Genomic DNA, 21,864 nt, shown 5'->3' on the forward strand with positions numbered 1-21,864 from the left:
AGGCGGCCTAGAAACACGATGCCATCGTCCGCACCGCCGCGCTGATCTCGCTCTCGCGCCACGCGGCAAAGCCGAGCAGCAGGCCGTGATCGCGCGGCTTGCCGACCGCCAGGCTGGACAGGGCTCGCGTGACAACGCCCGCCTCGACCAGCCGTTTGACCGCCGCCTGATCGGCACGACCGCGCTTGAGGCGCGCCACGAGCTGGATGCCGCCGGAGGGTACCTCGACCGAGAGCACTTCGCCGAGATGGCGCTCCAGCCCCTCCACGAGATGATCGCGGCGCGCGTGATAGAGCCGGCGCATCCGGCGCAGATGCGCGAGGAAATGGCCATCCGCGATGAACTCGGCCAGCGCCTCCTGGATATGGCTGGACGCGATCAGCCCGATATGGCGCTGTGCGATCTCCAAAATACTGACCAATGCCGGCGGCGCGACGAGATAGCCGAGCCGGATATCCGACGTCATCGCCTTCGAGAAGGTGCCGACATAGAGCACGCGGCCGTGGGAATCGAGGCCCTGCAACGCCGGCACCGGCCGGCTGTCGTAGTGGAACTCGCCATCGTAGTCGTCTTCCACGATCCAGGTCCTGCCGGGCATGCTTGCCCTGAGAAACTCGGTGCGGCGGGCCAGCGACATCAGCCGCCCAGTCGGATGCTGGTGCGATGGCGTCATGAAGATCAGTTTTGGCGCTGCGGGCTCCGGCATCCCCTGCATTCCCTGCTCGTCCAGCCTGATGCCGCTCACGCGCGCGCCTGACGCGCGGTAGGCGGCCGCGGCACCGGGATAGCCGGGATCCTCGACCCAGACCTCGTCGCCGGGCGTGAGGACGACAGCCGCGATCAACATGAGCGCGGCCTGCGCGCTCGGCAGGATCAGGATCTGCTCCGCCGCGGCGCGAACGCCTCGGCTGGTCGCGAGGTAATGCGCCAGCGCCTCGCGCAGGCGCGGCCGGTTGACCGGTCCGAGCTCGCGCCTGGCTGCCCCTATGGCGCTGCGGCGCAGGCAGCGTCCCCAGATTTCGTTCGGAAACTCCCTCGCATCGCCATGCCCCGGACGCAAGGGCTTTAGCGGTGCCTGATAGGACATCGGCCAGTCGGTCTGCCGGAGCTTTGAGGCCCAGGGCGAGAGCCGCGGCATGGCGGAGCGTGGGCTCGATGTGACTGCGCCCGCCCCTTCGATGCGGTCGCCGCCGTCGATCGTCACCACAGGGCGCCGCCCGTGCGACGCTTCGAGATATCCCTCTGCGGCAAGTTGCTCGAAGGCATAAGTAACAGTGTTGCGGGACACGCCGAGATCGCTCGCGAGCCGGCGGCTCGACGGCAGCGCACGGCCTCTGCCGAGGCGACCGCTCGCAATCAGCCGTCGGAGCTGCGCTGTCAGCTGCGCCGCCAGCCCCTCCTCGTCGGCCCGCTTCAGTTCGATCAGGCCCGCGAGCATGGCCTCGGAAACTGGCACCTTGTTCTTTTCCGATCTGGCACTTTTTCAGGTGCCAGGCGGGATGCTATCCGCCGCACCGAACTGCTTCAAGGACCTCCGCGATGAACTCCCTGTCCCCCCGCGCGGCCGTCGGCCTGTTCCTCATCGTCGTGCTGGCCTGGGGTGTGAACTGGTCGGTGACGAAGCAGATCGTCCAGTTCCTTCCGCCATTGTGGACGTCAGCGATCCGGAGCTGGATCGCGCTGGCCGGATTGTTCGTGATCCTCGGACTCAGCAAGAACCTGGTGATCCCGGAGCGGCGCGACATTCCCGTGGTCCTGAGCGTGGCGCTGCTGCACATGACGATATTCTCGGTCCTGGTCGCGGCTGGTGTGCGCTTCCTGCCCGCGAGCAAGGCGATCGTGCTCGGCTACACCACGCCGCTCTGGGTCGCGATCGCCGCGCCCCTGCTGGGGAAGGATACGCTGACCTCACCAAAGCTCGGCGGCGCCTTGCTCGGGCTGATCGGCCTTTTCGTGATCCTGAACCCTGCGTCCATCGACTGGACCAATGCGAACGTCGTGCTCGGCGCCGGAATGGTCATCCTCGCCGCGATCTCCTGGGCCGCCAACATCATCTACATCCGCGCGCACCGCTGGATCGGCTCCCCGCTCCAGCTCCTGATCTGGCAGGTGCTCGTCGCCACGGTCGTGCTGACAGGATTGGCGGTGGTCACGGACGGCCTGCCGCAGGCAGAATGGTCGTGGAGCCTCGCGCTGCTGTTCCTGTACTCCGGCCTGATCGGGACAGCGCTGGCCTATTGGGCGATGTCGATGGTGAACAAGAGCATCTCGGCCCTGACGACCTCGCTCGGCACCACCGGAACCCCGCTCATCGGCATCGCCAGCGCGGCGATCCTGCTCGGCGAGCCGATCGACATGAGCCTCGCCGTCGCGGCCGGGCTGATCGTCACCGGCATCGGTCTTGCGACGCTCGGCGACCGGTTGCTGCGCGGTCAGGCCACTGCGAGCGGCTGAACCCGCAACGCACCGCGCAGACCCGCCGCCGTGCCGAGCAGGATACCGGCGAGCGCAACGAACGAACCAAGCGCGAGCGTCGACACGCCGGTGAGCCCCTGCCCGATCGAGCAGCCGAACGCCATCACGCCGCCGATCCCCATCAGCGCAGCCCCGATGCCCGAGCGCAGCATGTGGCGTGGCGATGAATAACCTTCGAGCTTGAAGCGGCCCGTCGCAAGCGCCGTCACCAGACTGCCGGCGAAGACACCGGCAACGGTCGCAATGCCGAAATTCAGCGTCAGGCCGGTCGAGAGCATGGCGTATTGCAGCGCGTCCGCGATCGGCGCGATGAACGTAAGTGAGGTCACCGGGACCGGGTTGAAGTCGTCGGCACCGAGACAGCCGGTGACGTACCAGCCGCCGGCGACGAGGAGGCCCACGATGATGCCCGCTGCGATCTGGCCGGGCGAGCGGCGGAACGCCGGATGGGCGAAAGCGAACAGGACGAGCGCGACGACAATCGCCGCAGCGGCAAGCGCGCGCGAAAGCACGTCCGTCAGACCGAGTGTCGCCAGGACGGACGGCAGCGAATTTCCGCTGAGGGTGGTTTGCGAGGCCTGGACCAGCGCAATGCGCGCCGGTGCGATCAGGCCCTTGAGCGTCATCTGCGCAGCAATCGCCAGCACGATCACGACGACGAACGAGCGAAGATTGCCGCGCCCGAGCAGCACCAGCGCGCGCGAGCCGCAGCCGTTCGACAGCACCATGCCGTAGCCGAACAGCAGGCCGCCGAGGAACAGCACCGCCGGCGAAAACGACGGCTGCAGGTAGATCGACTTGCCGAGATCGACCATGCCAATGCCGGCAAGCAACTGGCTCGCGGCGATCGCGACCGCGATTGCCAGCGCATAGGTGCGCACCAGCCGCCCGTCGCCCTCCGCCAGAAAGCCGCGCATGCTGCTCATCAGGCAGAAGCCGCTGAGCAGCCCCACGGCGCCGTAGACGAGGCCGATGGCGAGACCCGCGAGAATGACGAGCTGGGTGGATTCCATCGGTTGTTCTCAGACCTCTCGCCATTCTCCGTCATTGCGAGCGCAGCGAAGCAAATCCGGTCTGCCTCCGCGGAAAGACTCTGGATTGGTTCGCTGCGCTCGCAATGACGAGCTTCATGGTTTCAGGATCACCCTGTCGCGCGAGGAGCCAGCGACGGCGACGTACGCCTGCTTGGCGCGCTCGAGCGGATAGACGGCATTCGCCTTGATCGGAAACGGCTCGAGATGCCCGCTCGCAAAGCCCGGCCCGAGGTCGCGCAGCACCGCGCCCGTCGCGGCGGAGGACAGGCCGAGCGTATCGATGCCGACATAGGTGTGCTGGCCCCGGTAGAATTCGAGGATGTTGAACTGCACGATGCGGTCGATCGCGGCGATCAGGATCTGGCGGCCGCGCAAGGCGAGCGACTTGTGCGCAGCCTGGAAATAGGGATCGCCGACAGTGTTGAAAACGATGTCGGCGCCCTTGCCGCCGGTCAATTCGCGCACGCGCGTCGCGACGTCGACGTCGGACGCGTCGATCACCTCAATGGGAGCATTGGCGTGGCCTTCATAAGCTTCCGCTTTGCGCACCACGCCGATGACGCGCGCGCCCTGCCAGGTCGCGATCTGCACCGCGGCCTGGCCAACCTTGCCATTGACGCCGAACACCAGCACGGTCTGGCCGCTCTCCGGCACGCCGGCGCGGCGAAAGCCTTCCATCGCGGTGACGAAGGGCACGCCGATACCGGCAGCCTCCTCCCAGGAGACCGTGTTGGGCTTCTCCACGACCGCATCGGCTTCGACGACGAGATGGGTTGCGTGGGTGCCGTCGCGGCGTATGCCGAGATCGCCCGAGGAGCCGAACACTTCGCGCCCTATTGTGCCCGCGGGCCCGTCGATCACCACGCCGGCGTAGTCGCGGCCGGGGGTCCGGGGGAACACGGCATAGGGCATCAGGCCGGTCGCGGCCTTGACGTCGGAGGGATTGACGGCGGCCGCCTTCACCTCGATCAGGAGATCGTTCGGACCGCGCGTGAGCGTCTGGCGCTCGACGCCAGGTGCAAGCGCCGCGGCGTTTTCAGCCTTAGCGTTGAGGCGCACACAGCGCGCTTCGACGGTTTTGGCATCGGCTGGCGACATGAAAAGACCCGCGATTTCTCGCGGGCCTTGTCGCCTTTGGGGCCGGCCAAGTCAACCTCCCCTCATCCTGAGGAGCCGCGGAAGCGGCGTCTCGAAGGATGAAGGCTCCCACTGCAACATCCTGGCCCTTCATGGTTCGAGACGCGCCTTCGGCGCTCCTCACCATGAGGGGGTGAGAGCTAATCCTTTGGCCGCTTGTCGTAGAGCCGCTTGGCCTTGCCGAGCGAGCGCTCCAGCGTGGCCGGCGCAACCACCTGAACCTTCGAACTGACACCGATCGTGTTCTTGATGTGGGTCGCGATCCGGTCCGCATGATCGACGAGCCCACGGCCATCCCAGCTCTCGGGCCGCGCCTCGGCGATGATGGTCAGCTCGTCCATCCGGCCCTCGCGAGTGAGTTCCAGAATGAAGTGCCCGCCGCACCAATCGGTCGCGAGCAGCACCTCCTCGATCTGGGTCGGGAACAGGTTGACGCCGCGAAGGATGATCATGTCGTCCGAGCGTCCAGTGACCTTCTCCATGCGCCGCATGCCCGGCCGCGCCGTGCCCGGCAGCAGCCGCGTCAGGTCGCGGGTGCGATAGCGGATCACCGGAAAGGCTTCCTTGGTGAGCGAGGTGAAGACCAGCTCGCCCTTCTCACCGTCCGGCAGCACCGCACCCGTCTGCGGATCGATCACTTCGGGGTAGAAATGATCCTCCCAGATGTGCAGGCCGTCCTTGCCCTCGATGCACTCCTGCGCGACACCGGGTCCGATCACCTCGGAGAGGCCATAGATGTCGGTCGCGTCCATGTCGAAGGCGTCCTCGATCTCGCCGCGCATCGCATTGGTCCAGGGCTCGGCGCCGAAAATGCCGACCTTGAGCGAGCACTGGCGCGGATCCAGCTTCTGGCGCTTGAATTCGTCGAGAATCGCGAGCATGTAGCTCGGCGTCACCGTGATGATGTCGGGCCGGAAATCGTTGATCAGCTGGACCTGCCGCTCGGTCATGCCGCCGGAGATCGGCACCACCGTACAGCCGAGTCTTTCGGCACCGTAGTGCACCCCTAACCCGCCGGTGAAGAGCCCGTAGCCGTAGGCATTGTGGATGATCATGCCGGTGCGGCCGCCGGCGGCGCGGATCGAGCGCGCCATCACCTCGGACCAGGTGTCGATGTCGCGTTGCGTGTAGCCGACCACGATCGGCTTGCCGGTCGTGCCGGAGGAGGCATGCACCCGCACCAGCTTCTCGCGCGGCACGGCGAACATGTTGAAGGGATAGTTGTCGCGCAGGTCCGTCTTCACCGTGAAGGGAAATTTTGCGAGATCGGAGAGCTCGCGAAAGTCGGACGGATGAACGCCGGCTTTGTCGAACGCCTTGCGGTAATGCGCGACGTTGTCGTAGGCGTGCTTCAGCGACCAGGCCAGCCGCTGCGTCTGCAGCGCCATGATCTCGTCGCGCGATGCGCGCTCATGCGCATCCATCTCGGCACTATAGCTGCTGGCACCTTCCTTGCGCCTCGTCAGAGCCATCTTCGTTTCCCCACATTGGTTTGATCTTTTCTTTTTTGGTCTTATTGATCTTGCGCCGGCAGCCACGTGCCGGGAATGACGCGCGAGTGCCCGCGGAATTCGGCGATGACGGCGTCGCCCGCCGTGACACGCACGTCGTAGATGCCTGAGCGGCCACCACGGGTGATCTCCCGCGCCTTCGCTACGAGGAGGTCGCCGAGCCTGCCTGGCTTGATGAAGGTGATCTGCCCCTGCGCCGCCACCACGCGTTCATTGTGCGAGTTGCAGGCAAAGGCGAAGGCGGAATCGGCGAGGGTGAAGATGAAGCCGCCATGGGCGATGCGCTGGCCGTTGACCATGTCCGGCCGCACCGTCATCGCGAGCGTCGCAAAGCCCGGGCCGATCTCGACGATCTCCATGCCGAGACCTTTGGAGGCATCGTCCTCGGCCCACATCGCGTCGGCGCAGGCCCGGGCGATATCCTCAGGCGACAGGGCGGCTTTGACGTTCACGCGCTTCTCCCGGCTGTTTGCACGCAATGTTCTGCTGGTTGGACAACACTGTCAAACATGGTCGTAATCGACGACGACCCGCTCCGTGGACGGCTTGGCCTGGCAGGTCAGGACGAAGCCGGCCCTCAGCTCCCAGGGTTCCAGCGAATAGTTGATGTCCATCGGCGCCTCGCCCGCGACCAGCTTGGCGCGGCAGGTCGAGCACATGCCGCCCTTGCAGGCGAAGGGCAGATCGACCCCCGCCCGCAGTGCGGCATCGAGGATGGCCTCGTCCTCGGCGACCGGCACGTCGCGGCGCTTGCCGTCAATGATCAGCGAAGCGATCGCCTTTGGCGGCGCGTCGGGCGCAACGGCCTTCTTCGGCCGCGGCTTGCCGCCGAACTCCGAGACGAAACGCTCGACGTGAATGCGCTCGTCCGCGATGTCGAGATCGCGGCAGGTCGCCTCGATCTCCTCGCTCATGCCTGATGGACCGCAGATGAAGACGTGATCGACGCTTCCCGCCGGCACCAGCGAGCGGAGCAGCACCCTCACCTTCTCGCCATCGAGCCGGCCATGCAGGATCGGGATGTCCTGGTGCTCGCCGGAGATGACGTGGAAGATCGAGAGGCGATCGATGAAGCGGTCCTTCAGCTCCTCGAGCGCTTCGAGGAACATGATGTTGTCGGTGGTGCGGTTGCCGTAGAACAGGAAGAAGCGGCTCTCCGGCTCGCGCGCGAGCACACCCTTCACGATCGACAAGATCGGCGTGATGCCGGAGCCTGCGGCGAAGCCGACATGAATGCGGCCGGCGTTGGCGGGCGGGACCACACCAAAGCGCCCGGTCGGCGTCATCACATCGAGCTCGTCGCCGCATTTGAGATCTTCGGCCGCCCAGTTCGAAAACGCGCCGCCATCGACCTTCTTCACGGCGATGCGGATCTCGCCATCGTCGGGACCGGAACAGATGGAGTAGGAGCGGCGCACCTCTTCGCCGTCCAGCATGGTGCGGAGCGTCAGGTACTGGCCGGGCGTGAAGGCGTAGTCGTCGGCGAGTTCGCCGGGAATGGCAAACGTCATCGAGACGGCGTCGGAGGCCTCGCGGCGGAGATCGCTGACGACGAGGCGATGGAAGCGCGGTGCGGCTGCTGACATTACAGGCGTCCTACATTGGTCTCACCGCCGTCATTGCGAGGAGCCCCTGCGACGAAGCAATCCAGACTGTCGCTGCGGAGACGGTCTGGATTGCTTCGCTGCGCTCGCAATGACGATGGCGTTGGCATCGTGCGTCTCTCAATGGCACTTGAAATAGTCAAAAGGTTCGCGGCAGGCCTTGCAGCGCCACAGCGCCTTGCAGGAGGTCGAGCCGAATTCGGACAGCAGCTCGGTCTTGTCCGAGCCGCATTGCGGGCACGCGACCGCCTGTTCGCCGAACAGGGCGCGGCGCGAGCTCGAGCCTTGCGGCGGGGCGATGCCGTAGGCGCGCAGCTTCTCGCGGCCCTCCTCGCTCATCCAGTCGGTGGTCCAGGCCGGCGACAGCACGGTGCGCACTTTCGGATGATGGAAACCGGCGCGCTCCAGCGCGACCTCGATTTCGAGCGCGATCATGTTCATGGCCGGGCAGCCCGAGTAGGTCGGCGTGATCGCGACTTCGACATGATCGCCGTCGAGAACGACATCACGCAGCACACCGAGATCGGCAATGCTCAACACCGGGATTTCCGGATCGACCACGCTCGCGGCGGCATCCCAGGCGCGCCGGCGCAGCGCCGCGTTGTCATCGACCGCCGTCACCATGTCAGCCCCGGAAAAGTCCGCTGCATCGACTGCAGCTCCGACAGGAGATGGCCGAGATGCTCGCTGTGGCGGCCGGAGCGGCCGCCCTGCTGCATCCAGTCGTTCTGCGGCAGCGCGAGCGTTGCCTCGCGGGCGACGTCCGAGAGCGTCGTCAGCCAGCGACCGCGCAAGCTCCCGGGATCGACGACAATGCCCGCATGGATCAGCGCGCGCTCGCCGTCATCGACGGCAAACATCTCGCCGGTAAAGGCCCAGAGATGATCGATCGCGGCCTGCGCCCGTCGGTGGCTCTCGGCGGTGCCGTCGCCGAGCCGGATGATCCATTCCGCGGCGTGACGCAGGTGATAGGCGCTCTCCTTCTCCGACTTGGCGGCAATCGCCGCCAGCGTCGCATCGCGCGATGTCATCATCGCGCGCCAATAGAGGTCAGCGAAAGCGGAATAGAAGAATTGCCGCACCACGGTCTGCGCGAAGTCGCCATTGGGCTGCTCGACCAGCAACAGGTTGCGGTACTGGCGCACGTCGCGCAAGTAAGCGAGCTTGTCCTCGTCGTTCTCCTTGCCTTCGGCCGTGGCGGCATAGGTGTAGAGCTCGCGCGCCTGGCCGATGAGGTCGAGCGCGATGTTGGAAAGAGCCATGTCCTCCTCCAGCATCGGCGCATGCCCGCACCATTCCGACAGCCTGTGACCGAGGATCAGCGCATCGTCGGCGCGACGCAGCGCGTAGAGGACCAGCGGCGTTTCGGAGACCTGGATGTTGGCAGTCGGCATCACATGTGCCCCACTTCTTCCGGCACTTCGTAGAACGTCGGGTGCCGGTAGATCTTCGATTCGGCCGGCTCGAACATCATGCCCTTTTCGGCGGGATCGCTCGCTGTGATCGCGGTAGACGGCACGACCCAGATCGACAGGCCCTCGCCACGGCGGGTGTAGATGTCGCGGGCAGCCTGCAGCGCCATCGTCGCGTCGCTCGCATGCAGCGATCCCACATGCTTGTGCGCGAGCCCGTTGCGGCTGCGAATGAAGACTTCCCACAGCGGCGTGTTCGGCGTGGCCATATCGATCTCCCTATTCGGCGGCTTGCGCGGTCCGGCGGTGCTGACGCTTCGCCGCATAAGCGGCGGCGGCCTCGCGCACCCAGGCGCCGTCCTCGTGTGCCTTGCGACGGGCCGCGATGCGGTCGCGATTGCAGGGGCCATTGCCGGCGAGCACTTGCTTGAATTCCGCCCAGTCGATCTCGCTATAGCGCCAGTGTCCGTCGGCATCCCGCATCATGCCGGGATCGGGAATGGTGAGACCGAGATATTGCGCCTGCGGCACGGTGGCATCGACGAACTTCTGGCGCAGCTCGTCATTGGAGAAGCGCTTGATCTTCCACTTGGTCGAGGTGTCGCTATGCTGGCTGGTGGCGTCGGGCGGACCGAACATCATCAGCACCGGCCACCACCAGCGGTTCAGCGCATCCTGCGCCATCGCCTTCTGTTCGTCCGAGCCGCGGCACAGCGTCAGCATGATCTCGTATCCCTGGCGTTGGTGGAAGGACTCCTCCTTGCAGACGCGGATCATCGCGCGGGCGTAGGGCCCGTAGGAGCAGCGGCACAGGGGGATCTGATTCATGATCGCGGCGCCATCGACCAGCCAGCCGATCGTGCCGATGTCGGCCCAGGTCAGCGTCGGATAGTTGAAGATCGAGGAATACTTGGCCTTGCCTGCGAGCATCGCGTCGACCAGTTCCTCGCGCGAGGAGCCGAGTGTCTCGGCGGCGGCATAGAGATAGAGCCCGTGGCCGCACTCGTCCTGCACCTTGGCGAGCAGCGCGGCCTTGCGGCGCAAGGTCGGGGCGCGCGTGATCCAGTTGCCCTCGGGCAGCATGCCGACGATTTCGGAATGGGCGTGCTGGGAGATCTGGCGGGTGAGCGTCTTGCGATAGGCCGTCGGCATCCAGTCGTTCGGCTCGATGCGCTCCTCGGCATCGATGCGGGCCTGGAATTGCGCAGCTCGGCCTGCGTCCTCGAGACCGCGATCGTCGGTCTCGGCCGCCGTGTTCAGCGCCTGGGTGTACATGCGCGTCCTCCCGTTTTATTGGGAGGCAATATATAACAAAAATTACGCCATGCAAGATATTTCTGTAACATAATGATCAGGCGCCGAACCGTCGTTCCAGGAGTTTTCGGGCTGCGGGCAACGGCCCTTTTTCATTGGTTCCATGGCCGTCAAGCCATTGCTCGGACGGCGCAAGCAGCGCGCGATAGATCTCGCCGCAAAGCGCGCGCGCCGCCCTGCCCGGCCAATCCGCCGGCAGCAGGCTTTCGGGCAGCAGCGGATCGCGCAGCACGACGCGGCGGTAATAATGGATCAGCAGGATGCGCGCGGTGAAGGCCTCGGCCTCGGACAGATCGGTGCCGCGCCCGATCGCGGCGCGCAGCGGCTCGAACGTCTTCATGAATTTCAGATAGGCATCCGCGGTGCGGTCCAGCGGCCAGCTCGCGCTGAGCAGGCGGCGGCCACTGTCGTCCTCCGCGGAGACTTCGAGGCGGATCGCACCCGCGGCCTCCTCCGGCACCGGCACGCCTGATGGTGCAACCCAGACGCCCGGTAGCGGACTGCCGAAGCCGGCATTGCGCAGCGCCTCGCGCGAGACGTCGCGGTCCTCGCCATTGCCGATCAGGAGCAGTTCGAAGCGGCCGGTCCAGTCGGATGGCGGCGGATCGTAGATGTGGCGCGTGGCAGCTTCGAACGTCTGCCGGCCCTTGCCGGCCAAGCGATAGAAACTGTTGCGGCCAACCTTTTCGCGCGTCAGCCAGCCGTCGGCCGCAAGGCGCGACATCGCGGTGCGCACGACGCCACTGTCGATATCGAGGCTTTCGAAGAACTCCAACAGCGTGCCGAGCCACACCGAGCCGCCGCGCGGCACGATGGCGTCGCCAAACACGGTGATGACGATGGAGCCTGTGCGCGAAGGTTCGCGCTTGAGCTGGTCGATGATGCGGGAGAGCGGATGCGCCATGCGCGAGGCATAGCGCGTTTGGTGCGGCTGCGACAATGGACGGGAGCGACGGTGTCCTACTCTCCCTTTCCCCGTTCTTACGGGCGCCGCGACGAGCTTCGCTCGCGCCGAGAGGGTTGGGGAGGGGCTTCTCCCGCGAATGAGATGAACGTGAGACCTGTCCCCCTCACCCGGATCGGAAGTGCGATCCGACCTCTCCCCGCAGGCGGGGAGAGGTGAAGAAAGAACATCACCTGTGCGGATCGGGATAAACCAGGCTGCGCCAGCCGCTACGGTCGAAGGGCCGCCATTGGCCTTCCTTCTGGGCAAGCCGATCGGCGACCGCGTACACCGCCGCCGGATGATGGCCCATGCCGCAATGGCTGCTCTCGATCTCGATGCTCTCAGCCTGCGCGCCCGACTTCTCCATACAGCCCTGCCAGGCACAGACGCCGTCGGTACGGCTGAAGATGGCGGTGGTCGGCACCGGCGGCGGGACGGCGAGCTCGCCGCCAAAGCGCGGATCGACCTCGTCGGCCTTGCGGCCGCTCGCCCATTCATAGACACGCCAAGCATTGGTCGAACGAGGATTACCGGCGAAGGGGCTGCCGAGGGTGATGACCTGGCGCACGCGCTCGGGCATCATCTTGGCGAGCTGGCGCGCATAGACGCCGCCGAGGCTCCAGCCGACCAGGCTGATCTTGCGGCCGTGGGTGTCGCTGAGCTCCTCGACCAGATCGACCATCGCATGCTGTACGCCCGGGCGCAGGCCGTAATTGCGGCCCTGACGCCAGCCGCTCACCGCATAGCCCTTGCTGGTCAGGAACGAGCGCAGCGCGCGCGTGGAGGCATCGGAAGCGACGAGGCCGGGCAGCACCAGCACCGGATGCCCGTCCCCGCGCGGCGCGAGGCTCAGCAGCGGCAGTGCGCCGAGGAATGCGCCGAACTCGTGGATCGCGCGCCCTTCCAGAAACATCAGGGTACGGGACGGCGGACGCAGCGTCTGGGCAGTAGTGGTCATGAACATTTCCCCTGAGAAGGCCCCGGCCGCGATGCCGGCAAATGGGCATGAATTCCAATACGCCGGCTTCGCAAACGTTCCGCAGCGCAACATGAATCAGCTAGGCGGCCGGTTCCGCATATTCAAGCGGTAGGGACGAAGGCCGGCAATAGGCTCGCGCGTTAATGCTACCGGCGTGACGCAAAAGTCACAGCCATCGAAGCAGGAATTCTACGGAGTAGAGCGCGAGCCCGGCGAGCCCGCCGATCAACGACCCGTTGAAACGGATGTATTGCAGGTCACGCCCGATGTTGATTTCGATCAGCGAAATCAGCTGCGACATATTCCACGCCTTGACCTGGTCGGAGATGAAGGTCGAGACGCCGCTCTTCTGGTCGGCGACGAAGCTGCGCAGCACCGTCACCAGGCCCTTGTTGATCTCGCCCCGCAGCTCGGCATCGCCGGCAAGCGCCTCGCCTGCCGAGACGAACATGGCGGCGAGATGATGCTGCAGGACCTGCGTCTCGCCGCTCGCGCTGCGCTCGATGAAGGCGCGCGTGTTGGCCCAGACGGTGCGGGCGAGATCGGCAAGCTCCGGCCGCGCCAGCAGATCGCGCTTCAAGCCGTCGATGCGGTCGATATAGACCTGGTCGGTGCCGAGCCGGTCGACGAAGCTCAGCACCATGCGGTCGAACTCGCCGCGGAACGGATGCCTGGGATCGCTGCGGACCTCGTTGAAGAAAGCCGTGGCCGAGGCCACGATCTTGTTCACCAGAAACATGTCGGCGCGATAGAGATTGAGCAGCGTCGGCAACTCTGCGCGCACCTTCTCGCGGATCATCGCCATCGTCTCTTTCTGGTTCAGCGTCTCGTGCATCACGCGCAGGAGATCGTCGAACAGGATCTGATGCCGCCCCTCCGCAACGAAGCCGCGCAGCGTACCGGCCGCGAGCGGGGCGAGGTCGATCGCCTCGAGCTGCGAGGACATGCGGCGGATGATGAAGGTCATCAGGCCGGAGCTTTCCGTCGCGGAGACGGCCTCCGGCAACAGACGCAGCGCGAAGCGCGCCAGGTCATCGCTGCGCTTGCGGTCGCGCAGCCAGTCGGCGACGAAGGAGCCGAAATCGATCTCCTTCAGCTTGGCCTCGACGGGACCGGCCTCGAGGAAATGCACCTGGATGAATTCGCCGAGCTTGTCGGCGATGCGGGCCTGGTTGCTCTGGATGATCGCGGTGTGCGGGATCGGCAGGCCGAGCGGACGTTTGAACAGCGCGACGACCGCATACCAGTCGGCGAGGCCACCGATGGTCGCGGCTTCCGCGAAGGCCGCGATGAAGCCGAACACGGGATGCACGGGAAGCAGCCATTTCGCGACGATGAAGAGCAGAAGCGTCGAGGCCAGCACCAGCGTCGCCAGCGCCTTCACGCGGCGCAGCTCGGCCGCACGTTCGGCGTCGCCGGGGGTGTCGAAGGAGAAGGTCGCGGGTGCGTTCATGGCTGCGTCACAGTACTCGTCATTGCGAGCGAAGCGAAGCAATCCAGACTGCCTCCGTCAAAAGACTCTGGTTGCTTCGTCGGCAGCAAAAAAATTGCTCCGCAATTTTGTCGCGCGCTCGTCGCAATGACGGCGGCGCAAAACAAAAAACAAAGGCCCGCCGAAGCGGGCCTCAAATTCAGTTTCTACTCAGGGCGCCGGATCAGGCGGTCTTGTTGTAGACCTTGGCGAAGTTGTCCTGAGCGGACTTCGCGCCGTTGGCGGCGAGCTTGCCGAGATAGTCGGCGGTCGCCTTGGCGCGCGAGACGAAAGCTTCGCCCCGGGCGCGGAGCAGGCTCGACTGGATCTCGACGGCTTCGCTGACCGACTTGGCGGACGCGAGCTTGTCGATGCCCGAGAAGAACGCCTCGGCGTCCTCGTAGATCGCCTGCTGGATGTTGCGGCTGATCTTGCCGGCTTCAGTGACGGACTCGGTCACCGCGTTCTCGACGGCGGCGGTCACGCGCTCGGAGCCAGCGAACACCTCGGCCGCACGGTCCTTGGCGGTGTTGGCAGACTTCTTGACGAATTCGCGGGCGGCCTCGGGAACTTCCAGGTTCTGGATGTTCTTGAAAGCGTCCTTGAAGCCCTCGAAAGCGGTGTTGGTTTCAGTGGTCATGGGGTTCTCTCCATCCTCATTGGTCTGAGCTATGGGCTCACCCCGTCCGCATGGCCCGGGGCACGGCTTATATGGCACCGCTAATTGTGCAACGCAATATTCTCATTGCACTGCGATATCACGAAATCGTGAACAGCCTCAGCGGAAGGCATCGTGGTGCCTCTCTAGCCAACCAGCCCCGCGATCAGCCCGTTCCGGACCTAATGCGGACGCGCTCTTAATCCTGGACGGCGCCTGGTAGCCCATAGGCCTCCATCTGGGCCTGGACCTGCGCGATGTTGTGGCCGAGCACGACCATGTCATGGGTCTTTCCGTCGACGTCCCGGACATGGTCCCGCAGCAGCGCCTCCGCCTTGAAGCCGAGGCTTTCGAACAGGGCGATCGCCGCCTGCTGATCAACGGTCATCTGAACCGAGAGCTTTTCCAGGCCCGCCCCAAGCGCGAGGGCAAAGGTCTCCTGCGAGAGCGCCTTGCCCACGCCCTGGCCGCGGACCTCGGGCGAAATGACCATCCGGATCTCGCCGACATGGGGCGACCAGGAGTGCGGATCGCGGACCAGCGTGCCGCAGCCGACGACCTTGCCGTCCCTGACCGCGAGCAGGCTCGTGATCGCCCCCCTCTCGATCTCCTTGACCCAGGCCGACAGCACCTTGGGCTCGCTGATGTTGCGCGGCAGGAACAGCAGGTCGTGGGTCGGCAGGCCCTTGCCGAACGCCAGCACCGCGGCCTCGTCCGCTGGCGACATCAAACGGATCTCGATATCGCCGGCGTCGGTCTTGACGTGGCGCGGATAGAAACGCTGCTCGCTCATGTCGATCTCTTCCCCAGCCAGGAATCCAGTTTCGGCCACAGCCGCTTCACGGCGTTGGCGCCGGCGACCAGCGAGACGTGACCGCCCTTCAGCATCACTTCTTCCTTGTCCGCCGAGCCGATCTTGGCGATCAGGTGCTTGGCGGCGTCATAGGGCACGATGTGGTCGTGCTCTGCGACGGCATGCAGGATCGGCACCTTGATGTTCTCGAGCTTCGCCTCGCGGCCACCGACTGACATGTGGTCGTTGAACAGCTTGTTGTCCCACATCAGGTCCTTGGTGATGGTGCGGAAATATTCGCCGGCCAGCGGCAGCGTGTCGGTCGCCCAGCGGTCGAACATCCGATACGACTTCACGAACTCGTCGTTCCAGATGTTCTCCCAGAGCTGGATCTGGCTCACCGTGCGTGAGGCCGGCCGCAGCATCTCGAACGAGGACAGGATCATCTCCGGCGGCACGTTGCCGACGCTGTCGACGAGGTGGTCGACGTCGAAATAGCGGCGGTCGGAGAAATTCGAGAACAGCTTCATCTCGCGAAAATCGATCGGCGTGGTGAAGCAGATCAAGTTCTTCATCGGCCCGTCCTTGTGGATCGAGCCGTAGAGCAGCGACAGCACGCCGCCGAAGCAATAGCCGATGACGGAGACATCCTTCTCGCCCGAATCCTGCTGCACGCGGCGGATGCAATCCGGGATGAAGTCGAGGACATAGTCCTCCATCCGCAGGCTCTTCTCCTCCGGCCGCGGCGCGCTCCAGTCCAGCATGTAGACGTCGTAGCCACGCTTCAGCAAGAACTCGATGAAGCTCTGGCCGGGCACGAGGTCGAGGATGTAGCCGCGGTTGGTGGTCGCCATCACGATCAGCACCGGCACGCGGTAGATCTCGTCGGACATCGGCCGGTAGTGATAGAGACTCATGGTGCCGCGCGAATGCAGCACGTCCTTGGGCGTCGAGCCGAGCGAAGGGCCAGAGGTCGAGAAATATTCGACGCCCTTGATGCTGCGCTGGATCGCGCGCTGCACCTCGGACTGGATGCGCTCCGGGATGGACGCGAAATCAAGTCCCGCCTGCGCGTTCATGTCTGTCCTCCGTTTTCGTCGGGCGGACGCTTGGTGCGCGGCGGCCGCGGCGCAGCATCGAAGCTTTGCGAGATTCCGGAACTTGCCGCGATCTGGCTCAGCATCGACTTCATCTCGCTGACCTGGGCCTCGATCGACTGCAGCCGCTCCGCAAGCCCCGTCACCTGCTCGCGGCTCGGCAGATTCATCGCAACGAGATATTTCTCCATAAGCTCGCCGACCTGTTTCTGAGCACCTGCAGCAACGCCGCCCGCGCGGTTCAGGGCTTGAGAAAACTCCGGCGAGGACATGGCCTGGTTGGCGAAGGAGTTGAACCCCTTCTCCATCTCACCCATCATCTTCTGCCACATGGCGACCGGGTCGTTGGTCTTGTCGGTCATCGGCGTCCTCCTGGTATCGAGAGCTGCGATGCTCTTCTTTTTCGCCATACCACACCGTTGCGCGGGGCCGGTCAACCGGCAAGCGGCGGCCCCGTCGTCGCGCAGGCGCTTCTTTGCGGCGGCAAACCGTGCGATACAGCAGCGATCAGCAGGAGGGACCCGTGACCGCCCATCAGCCGCCCCAGACCGTCCGCGCCAACGGCATCGACATCTGTTACGAGATCTTCGGGAACGACAATGCCGAGCCGCTGCTGCTGATCATGGGTCTGGGCGCCCAGATGATCCATTGGGACGATGCGTTCTGCGAGCAGCTCGCCGCGCGCGGCTTCCGCGTGATCCGCTTCGACAATCGCGACATCGGCAAGTCCAGCCATCTGACGGGCGGCAAGCGGCTGACGCCGCTCGAGCTGCTGAAGCTGCGCTTCCTCCGGATTCCCGTGGCCGCAACCTACAAGCTGATCGACATGGCCAAGGACACGGTCGGCCTGATGGATGCGCTCGGCATCAAGTCGGCGCATCTGGTCGGGGCCTCCATGGGCGGCATGATCGCGCAGGAGGTGACGCTGTCGTTTCCGCAGCGCGTGCGCTCGCTGACCTCGATCATGTCGACCACGGGGAATCCGCGCATACCGCCGCCGACCCGCGAGGCCGCGGCGATGCTGATGGCGCCGCCGCCACGCAGCAAGGAGGAGTTCATGGTCCGCTTCGGCCAGACCTGGAAGGTGCTGCGCGCCGGGTCGTTTCCGGAAGAGGAAGCGCTCGATCCCGGCCGCGCCGAGCGCGTGTTCGCGCGCGGGCTCAATCCGGCCGGCGTCGGCCGCCAGCTTCGCGCCGTGCTTGCCTCCGGCAGCCGCAAGGAGCGGCTGCACGCCGTGAGGACTCCGACGCTCGTCATCCACGGCACCGTCGATCCGCTGGTCCATCCTGACGGCGGCAAGGACACCGCGGCGTCAATTCCGAACGCGAAGCTGCTGATGATCCCGGGCATGGGCCACGCGCTGCCGATGCGTTTCTGGCCGGAGATCATCGGCGCCATCGACAAGCACGCGCATGGCGCAGCCGCGCGGGCGGCTTAAAACGGTGGCCTAAGCTTTCTTCGCGATCCAGATCACGTGGCGCGCGCCGCCGCCTCTGCCGGTCGCGCGGACGTTGACTTCGTTCACATCGAATCCGGCGGTGCGAAGGCGCCTGGTGAATGTCGGGTTCGGTCCTGACGACCACACACCGAGCACGCCGCCCGGCCGCAGCGCAGCCATGGCCGCCGTCAACCCGCTCGCATTGTAGAGCGCATCGTTGCCCTTGCGTGTCAGTCCTTCCGGCCCGTTGTCGACGTCGAGCAGAATGGCGTCGAACGCTGACCGGTGCGCGCGGATGATTTCGCCAACATCGATCTCCCGGATGCTGACCCTGGCATCATCGAGGCTGCCGCCGAAGACCTCTGCCATCGGGCCCCGCGCCCAGGCGACGACCGACGGGACGAGCTCGGAGACCACGATCTTCGCCTTATCCCCGAGCACGGCGAGCGCCGCACGCAACGTAAAGCCCATGCCGAGGCCGCCGATGAGGACGACCGGCTTTGCGACCTTCTCGATCTGCTTTGCCGCGAGCGTTGCCAGCGCGGCCTCCGAGCCCGACAGACGGCTGTTCATCAGCTCGTTGCTGCCGAGCTTGATGGAAAACTCCTTGCCGCGCCGCATCAGGCGGAGCTCTTCGTCGGAGCCGGGGATTTCGGCGGTGTCGATCTTTTCCCAGGGAATCATGCGCAAGCTGTAGCACGATCGGACGAACAATCACCCATCCGCCCAGACGTCGAGCACATAACGGTTCTTCGCGCCCATCTCCTCGATCCAGCGGGCGCTGGCGGCGGCCTCGCTGCCGCTTTTCTCACGATGGATCGCAACCAGCGCGGCCTTCACGTCTGGCTCCATTTTCCCGCCATCGCCGCAGACATAGATGATCGCGCCCCGCTCGATCAGCGGCCAGACCCTGTCCTGTTGTGCGGCGAGTACATTCTGCACATAGGTCTTTGGTCCATCCGCACGCGAGAATGCAGTGAACAGCTCGGTGATGCCAGCCGACGCCAGCGCTTTCAGCTCGTCCGCGTAGAGAAAATCCTGATCGGGATGGCGGCAGCCGAAGAACAGCATGGCCGGGCCGAGCGTGGCCCCCTTCGCCTTGCGCGCCGCGCGCTCCTGGAGGAAGCCGCGGAATGGCGCAAGTCCCGTGCCCGGGCCGATCATGATGATCGGCACGGACGGATCGTCCGGCAAGCGGAAGCCGGCCTTGGTCTCGCGCACGGTGGCGTAGATCGTATCGCCCGCGCGGCGATTGGCGAGATAGTTCGAGCAGATGCCTTTGTAGATGCCGCGGCCGGAGGCGGCCGGACCCTCGACCACGCCGACCGTGACGCTGCATCGTGCCGGGTCGACCGACGGCGAGGACGAGATCGAGTAATATCGCGGTGCCAGCAGAGAGAGCATTTCCAGATAAGCGTGGAACGGCAGTTCGCAGGCGGGATATTCCAGCAGCAGGTCGAACACCGATTTGCGTCTCGCCAGGATCTCGCTACGGTAGCGCTCGAGCGTCTCAGGCTCCTCGCCGACGAAGCCCAGCAGCTTCGGCTTGGTCATCGGGCAGCGGGTGTGATCGGCCATGATCTGCATCTGCTTGCGGGTCGCGACCTGCTGCAGCTCGACGAACTCGCTGAGCAGGCGGCCGACCGACACCGCCTCGCCGACCGGCAATTGCGCACGGCGGCCCTCGGCGACCTGAAGCCTGATCTGGTCGGCCGGCAGGAAGCCGAAACGGCGGGCGACCGAGTCCACCAGCGTAGGATCGTTGCGCGGGACGACGCTTAAGTGATCGCCGACACGGTAGGTCACGTTGGACGGTAGCTGCACCTCGATGTGACGCGTCGAACGCTCCGACGGGTTGGGACCGCTCTTGTTCTGGAGCTCGTCATTGACCAGCACCTTCATCGCCACCGCACCACCCTGGGCGACGATGGTGTTGACGGCGGTCACCGCGACAGGCTCGATCGCGTAAAGGGGATCGTCCTCCGCCGTGCGGGTAAAATTCCAGTCGATGCCGAACTCCTTGGTCGCGACTTGCGCGGCCGCCGGGAACCATTTCTGGAACTGGCCATCGAGATCGCTGCGCGCATCGCCCTCGCCGCGCGGATAGACCGCGCGGGCGCCGTGCTTCGACAATTGCTCGTCGATGAAGCGCGGCACCGATTGATAGGTCGCCGCCCAGTCGCTGTTGCCGCAGCCGAACACCGCGTAGCGCACGCCGGCGAAAGCATCCTTCGGCAGATCCTCGCCGAGCCATTTGACGAACTGCGTGGCATTGTCGGGCGGCGCGCCGTTGTAGGACGCGCAGATGATCAGCACGCCGCCCTCCTGCGGCAGCTTGCCGACATACTCGTCGAGCGGGCCGAGATGCACGGCAAAGCCGTTGATCTCGGCGAGGTCCGCCATGCGCGTCGCGAGCTCCTCGGCGGTACCGAGATTGGAGCCGTAGAGCACCAGCATCGGCGTGTTGTGGCCAGGTCGCGTGGTGGACAGGCGCTGCGCCTTCGGCGCCGAAAGAGCCGCGACAGGCCCGCCATAGGCGCCGCGCTCGCGATCGGCGCGCGGACGCACCTTGATCTTGAAGCCTTCCGGCTTGATCGTCAGGGTTTCCTTCAGGTGCATCTGGTAGCGCTGGTGGTCGATCAGCTTGAAGCGCTGCAGGATCATGCCGAGCGCAAGCGCCGCCTCGTGCATGGCAAAGCCGCGGCCTATGCAGGCGCGCTGACCGTTGCCGAACGGCTTCCAGGCATTGATAGGCCGTTTCGCTTCCGCCTCGCGGGTGAAATTCTCGGGATCGAAGGCATCGGGATTGGGTCCCCACACCGAGGGATCGCGATGCAGCGCTGTCACCAGGATGGTGACGAACGTGCCCTTCCTGAGCTTGTACCTGCCGCCGCCGATGGTCTCGTCCGCGAGCGGCGAGATGCCATAGGCCGGCGCCGGCGGCCACAGCCGCAGCGCCTCTTTCAGGATCTGCGTGATGTAGGTGAGCTGCGTCACCTGCTGGTAGGTCGGCTTCGCATTGAGGTCGGGACCGAAGACGCGGTCGACCTCGTCATAGGCCTTCTTGAGGATGTCCGGATGCTTGAGCAGCGCGTAGAGCGTGTAGGACAGCAGGCCACTGGTGGTCTCGTGGCCCGCGATCAGGAAGGTGTTGATCTGGTAGCGGATGTTGACGTCGTCGAGCTGCTCGCCGGTCGAGCGGTCGACGCCGGTCATCATCGCCGCGAGCATGTCCTTCTTGTCGTCGATCCCCTCCGCGCTCTTGCGGCGCTCGGCGATGATCTCGTCGACCATCCTGTTCATGAAGGCGACGTCCTCAGTGAGCGTCTTGCGGCGTTTCTGCATCCAGAGCTGCTCGAACGGCAGGCCGCGCGTCATCATGATGGTTTCGAGCGAACGCACCAGCGACTCGACGAAAGGGTGGTAATCGCGCCGGTAGAACGAATTGAAGCGGTAGTCGAAGCCGCACAGGCCGATCGTGTCCAGCGTGAGCGCCGTCATGTCATGGACGACGTCGATCTCGTCGTCGGCGTTGAGCCGCTCCCATTTCTGGACGAGCTGCTCGGCGATGTCGACCATGCTCGGATGATAGGACTGCATGGCGCGGTTGCCGAACGGCTGCAGCAGGATGTTGTGCGCCTTGCTCCAGTTCGGCTCCCTGGTATCCGCGGTGAACAGGCCGTCGCCACCGACTGCACGCACGCGCCGCAGCGCGCCGCGCACCGTCTTGTCGAAACGCTTCTCGTCGGAGAGCTCGTCGACGAGATCATGGCCGGAGACGACGACGATCGGCGAGCCCATCATGTCGAGCCAGAAGATCGGGCCGAGCTCCTTGGCCAGCCGGGTCAAATGCTGCACGGGCGCCGCCGAATCCAGCGACAGCATGTTGCCGACCACCGGCTTTGTCGGCGGCTGCGGGATCGGGTCCAGACGGTTCTTCGATGACATCGAAATGTAGCCCCCCTGCCTCAATGTCGTCATTGCGAGCGAAGCGA

The 21,864-nt window shown here is 65.3% G+C and carries 21 protein-coding genes; 2 read left to right on the forward strand and 19 right to left on the reverse strand.

The annotated features are described in order from the left end of the window. Positions 1 to 7: 7 nt before the first annotated feature. Positions 8 to 1,438: a PLP-dependent aminotransferase family protein gene (locus ACRQ5Q_RS30275; protein WP_439399905.1), complete on the reverse strand. Its 1,431-nt coding sequence runs from the start codon at positions 1,436 to 1,438 to the stop codon at positions 8 to 10. A gap of 101 nt (positions 1,439 to 1,539) precedes the next feature. Here ACRQ5Q_RS30275 and ACRQ5Q_RS30280 point away from each other — a divergent pair, with 101 nt between their 5' ends. Beyond that, positions 1,540 to 2,454: a DMT family transporter gene (locus tag ACRQ5Q_RS30280; RefSeq protein WP_439393603.1), complete on the forward strand. Its 915-nt coding sequence runs from the start codon at positions 1,540 to 1,542 to the stop codon at positions 2,452 to 2,454. On the opposite strand, the gene ACRQ5Q_RS30285 is transcribed toward ACRQ5Q_RS30280, so the two are convergent. From ACRQ5Q_RS30285 to ACRQ5Q_RS30360, 16 genes are all read right to left on the reverse strand, one after another. Next, on the reverse strand, positions 2,433 to 3,488 hold the full coding sequence (locus tag ACRQ5Q_RS30285) for a YeeE/YedE family protein (RefSeq protein WP_439374159.1): 1,056 nt from the start codon (positions 3,486 to 3,488) through the stop codon (positions 2,433 to 2,435). The two genes, ACRQ5Q_RS30280 and ACRQ5Q_RS30285, sit on opposite strands and share 22 nt — an antisense overlap. A gap of 114 nt (positions 3,489 to 3,602) precedes the next feature. Beyond that, positions 3,603 to 4,607: a quinone oxidoreductase family protein gene (locus tag ACRQ5Q_RS30290; RefSeq protein ID WP_439393605.1), complete on the reverse strand. Its 1,005-nt coding sequence runs from the start codon at positions 4,605 to 4,607 to the stop codon at positions 3,603 to 3,605. Positions 4,608 to 4,786: 179 nt separating this feature from the next. Next, positions 4,787 to 6,118 carry a phenylacetate--CoA ligase PaaK gene (paaK, locus tag ACRQ5Q_RS30295; RefSeq protein ID WP_439374157.1) on the reverse strand — a complete coding sequence of 444 codons (1,332 nt, stop codon included), beginning with the start codon at positions 6,116 to 6,118 and terminating at the stop codon, positions 4,787 to 4,789. Positions 6,119 to 6,159: 41 nt separating this feature from the next. Beyond that, positions 6,160 to 6,609 carry a hydroxyphenylacetyl-CoA thioesterase PaaI gene (paaI, locus tag ACRQ5Q_RS30300; protein ID WP_439374156.1) on the reverse strand — a complete coding sequence of 150 codons (450 nt, stop codon included), beginning with the start codon at positions 6,607 to 6,609 and terminating at the stop codon, positions 6,160 to 6,162. A gap of 51 nt (positions 6,610 to 6,660) precedes the next feature. Continuing rightward, positions 6,661 to 7,743 carry a 1,2-phenylacetyl-CoA epoxidase subunit PaaE gene (gene paaE, locus ACRQ5Q_RS30305; RefSeq protein WP_439393607.1) on the reverse strand — a complete coding sequence of 361 codons (1,083 nt, stop codon included), beginning with the start codon at positions 7,741 to 7,743 and terminating at the stop codon, positions 6,661 to 6,663. A 138-nt stretch (positions 7,744 to 7,881) separates the two neighbouring features. Next, entirely contained in the window at positions 7,882 to 8,385 is a 504-nt protein-coding gene (gene paaD, locus ACRQ5Q_RS30310; protein ID WP_439393609.1) for a 1,2-phenylacetyl-CoA epoxidase subunit PaaD, read from the reverse strand. Beyond that, positions 8,379 to 9,155 carry a 1,2-phenylacetyl-CoA epoxidase subunit PaaC gene (gene paaC, locus ACRQ5Q_RS30315; RefSeq protein WP_439374153.1) on the reverse strand — a complete coding sequence of 259 codons (777 nt, stop codon included), beginning with the start codon at positions 9,153 to 9,155 and terminating at the stop codon, positions 8,379 to 8,381. The genes paaD and paaC overlap by 7 nt, the downstream gene beginning before the upstream one ends. Beyond that, positions 9,155 to 9,442: a 1,2-phenylacetyl-CoA epoxidase subunit PaaB gene (gene paaB, locus ACRQ5Q_RS30320; RefSeq protein ID WP_008136594.1), complete on the reverse strand. Its 288-nt coding sequence runs from the start codon at positions 9,440 to 9,442 to the stop codon at positions 9,155 to 9,157. Before paaB ends, paaC begins: the two co-directional genes overlap by 1 nt. Positions 9,443 to 9,452: 10 nt before the next feature. Beyond that, on the reverse strand, positions 9,453 to 10,448 hold the full coding sequence (paaA, locus tag ACRQ5Q_RS30325) for a 1,2-phenylacetyl-CoA epoxidase subunit PaaA (RefSeq protein ID WP_439393610.1): 996 nt from the start codon (positions 10,446 to 10,448) through the stop codon (positions 9,453 to 9,455). Positions 10,449 to 10,524: 76 nt separating this feature from the next. Continuing rightward, complete coding sequence (paaX, locus tag ACRQ5Q_RS30330) at positions 10,525 to 11,391, reverse strand: phenylacetic acid degradation operon negative regulatory protein PaaX (protein ID WP_439393612.1); 867 nt, start codon at positions 11,389 to 11,391, stop codon at positions 10,525 to 10,527. A gap of 229 nt (positions 11,392 to 11,620) precedes the next feature. Further along, the gene (locus ACRQ5Q_RS30335) at positions 11,621 to 12,391 is read right to left on the reverse strand and encodes a lipase family alpha/beta hydrolase (protein WP_439393614.1); all 771 of its coding nucleotides are present in this window, start codon (positions 12,389 to 12,391) and stop codon (positions 11,621 to 11,623) included. 187 nt (positions 12,392 to 12,578) lie between these two features. Further along, positions 12,579 to 13,865, reverse strand: coding sequence for a DUF445 domain-containing protein (locus tag ACRQ5Q_RS30340; RefSeq protein WP_439393616.1), 1,287 nt, complete (start codon positions 13,863 to 13,865; stop codon positions 12,579 to 12,581). A gap of 202 nt (positions 13,866 to 14,067) precedes the next feature. Continuing rightward, the gene (locus ACRQ5Q_RS30345; protein WP_439393618.1) at positions 14,068 to 14,523 is read right to left on the reverse strand and encodes a phasin; all 456 of its coding nucleotides are present in this window, start codon (positions 14,521 to 14,523) and stop codon (positions 14,068 to 14,070) included. A gap of 217 nt (positions 14,524 to 14,740) precedes the next feature. Next, positions 14,741 to 15,334 carry a GNAT family N-acetyltransferase gene (locus tag ACRQ5Q_RS30350; RefSeq protein WP_439374148.1) on the reverse strand — a complete coding sequence of 198 codons (594 nt, stop codon included), beginning with the start codon at positions 15,332 to 15,334 and terminating at the stop codon, positions 14,741 to 14,743. Continuing rightward, positions 15,331 to 16,413 (reverse strand): PHA/PHB synthase family protein, encoded by a 1,083-nt coding sequence (locus ACRQ5Q_RS30355; protein WP_439393620.1) that lies wholly within the window; start codon positions 16,411 to 16,413, stop codon positions 15,331 to 15,333. Before ACRQ5Q_RS30355 ends, ACRQ5Q_RS30350 begins: the two co-directional genes overlap by 4 nt. Then, positions 16,410 to 16,793: a hypothetical protein gene (locus tag ACRQ5Q_RS30360; RefSeq protein ID WP_439374146.1), complete on the reverse strand. Its 384-nt coding sequence runs from the start codon at positions 16,791 to 16,793 to the stop codon at positions 16,410 to 16,412. The genes ACRQ5Q_RS30355 and ACRQ5Q_RS30360 overlap by 4 nt, the downstream gene beginning before the upstream one ends. A 161-nt stretch (positions 16,794 to 16,954) precedes the next feature. On the opposite strand from ACRQ5Q_RS30360, the gene ACRQ5Q_RS30365 reads away from it, so the two are divergent. After that, complete coding sequence (locus ACRQ5Q_RS30365) at positions 16,955 to 17,869, forward strand: alpha/beta fold hydrolase (protein WP_439393622.1); 915 nt, start codon at positions 16,955 to 16,957, stop codon at positions 17,867 to 17,869. A gap of 9 nt (positions 17,870 to 17,878) precedes the next feature. On the opposite strand, the gene ACRQ5Q_RS30370 is transcribed toward ACRQ5Q_RS30365, so the two are convergent. Then, a complete protein-coding gene (locus tag ACRQ5Q_RS30370; protein WP_439375537.1) occupies positions 17,879 to 18,553 on the reverse strand; it encodes a spermidine synthase in 675 nt (224 codons plus the stop codon). Between the two features lie 30 nt (positions 18,554 to 18,583). Beyond that, positions 18,584 to 21,817, reverse strand: coding sequence for a bifunctional cytochrome P450/NADPH--P450 reductase (locus tag ACRQ5Q_RS30375; protein WP_439393624.1), 3,234 nt, complete (start codon positions 21,815 to 21,817; stop codon positions 18,584 to 18,586). Between the last annotated feature and the right edge of the window lie 47 nt (positions 21,818 to 21,864).

Origin of the sequence: Bradyrhizobium sp. PMVTL-01 (genome assembly GCF_051861855.1) — a bacterium.
GTDB lineage: Bacteria > Pseudomonadota > Alphaproteobacteria > Rhizobiales > Xanthobacteraceae > Bradyrhizobium.

What these genes read in the sequence shown, in the direction of transcription:
- ACRQ5Q_RS30275 (WP_439399905.1), bottom strand. Translation starts at nt 1,438, where the DNA reads ATGCTCGCGGGCCTGATCGAACTGAAGCGGGCCGACGAGGAGGGGCTG.
- ACRQ5Q_RS30280 (WP_439393603.1), top strand. Translation starts at nt 1,540, where the DNA reads ATGAACTCCCTGTCCCCCCGCGCGGCCGTCGGCCTGTTCCTCATCGTC.
- ACRQ5Q_RS30285 (WP_439374159.1), bottom strand. Translation starts at nt 3,488, where the DNA reads ATGGAATCCACCCAGCTCGTCATTCTCGCGGGTCTCGCCATCGGCCTC.
- ACRQ5Q_RS30290 (WP_439393605.1), bottom strand. Translation starts at nt 4,607, where the DNA reads ATGTCGCCAGCCGATGCCAAAACCGTCGAAGCGCGCTGTGTGCGCCTC.
- paaK (WP_439374157.1), bottom strand. Translation starts at nt 6,118, where the DNA reads ATGGCTCTGACGAGGCGCAAGGAAGGTGCCAGCAGCTATAGTGCCGAG.
- paaE (WP_439393607.1), bottom strand. Translation starts at nt 7,743, where the DNA reads ATGTCAGCAGCCGCACCGCGCTTCCATCGCCTCGTCGTCAGCGATCTC.
- paaD (WP_439393609.1), bottom strand. Translation starts at nt 8,385, where the DNA reads ATGGTGACGGCGGTCGATGACAACGCGGCGCTGCGCCGGCGCGCCTGG.
- paaC (WP_439374153.1), bottom strand. Translation starts at nt 9,155, where the DNA reads ATGCCGACTGCCAACATCCAGGTCTCCGAAACGCCGCTGGTCCTCTAC.
- paaB (WP_008136594.1), bottom strand. Translation starts at nt 9,442, where the DNA reads ATGGCCACGCCGAACACGCCGCTGTGGGAAGTCTTCATTCGCAGCCGC.
- paaA (WP_439393610.1), bottom strand. Translation starts at nt 10,448, where the DNA reads ATGTACACCCAGGCGCTGAACACGGCGGCCGAGACCGACGATCGCGGT.
- paaX (WP_439393612.1), bottom strand. Translation starts at nt 11,391, where the DNA reads ATGGCGCATCCGCTCTCCCGCATCATCGACCAGCTCAAGCGCGAACCT.
- ACRQ5Q_RS30335 (WP_439393614.1), bottom strand. Translation starts at nt 12,391, where the DNA reads ATGACCACTACTGCCCAGACGCTGCGTCCGCCGTCCCGTACCCTGATG.
- ACRQ5Q_RS30340 (WP_439393616.1), bottom strand. Translation starts at nt 13,865, where the DNA reads ATGAACGCACCCGCGACCTTCTCCTTCGACACCCCCGGCGACGCCGAA.
- ACRQ5Q_RS30345 (WP_439393618.1), bottom strand. Translation starts at nt 14,523, where the DNA reads ATGACCACTGAAACCAACACCGCTTTCGAGGGCTTCAAGGACGCTTTC.
- ACRQ5Q_RS30350 (WP_439374148.1), bottom strand. Translation starts at nt 15,334, where the DNA reads ATGAGCGAGCAGCGTTTCTATCCGCGCCACGTCAAGACCGACGCCGGC.
- ACRQ5Q_RS30355 (WP_439393620.1), bottom strand. Translation starts at nt 16,413, where the DNA reads ATGAACGCGCAGGCGGGACTTGATTTCGCGTCCATCCCGGAGCGCATC.
- ACRQ5Q_RS30360 (WP_439374146.1), bottom strand. Translation starts at nt 16,793, where the DNA reads ATGACCGACAAGACCAACGACCCGGTCGCCATGTGGCAGAAGATGATG.
- ACRQ5Q_RS30370 (WP_439375537.1), bottom strand. Translation starts at nt 18,553, where the DNA reads ATGATTCCCTGGGAAAAGATCGACACCGCCGAAATCCCCGGCTCCGAC.
- ACRQ5Q_RS30375 (WP_439393624.1), bottom strand. Translation starts at nt 21,817, where the DNA reads ATGTCATCGAAGAACCGTCTGGACCCGATCCCGCAGCCGCCGACAAAG.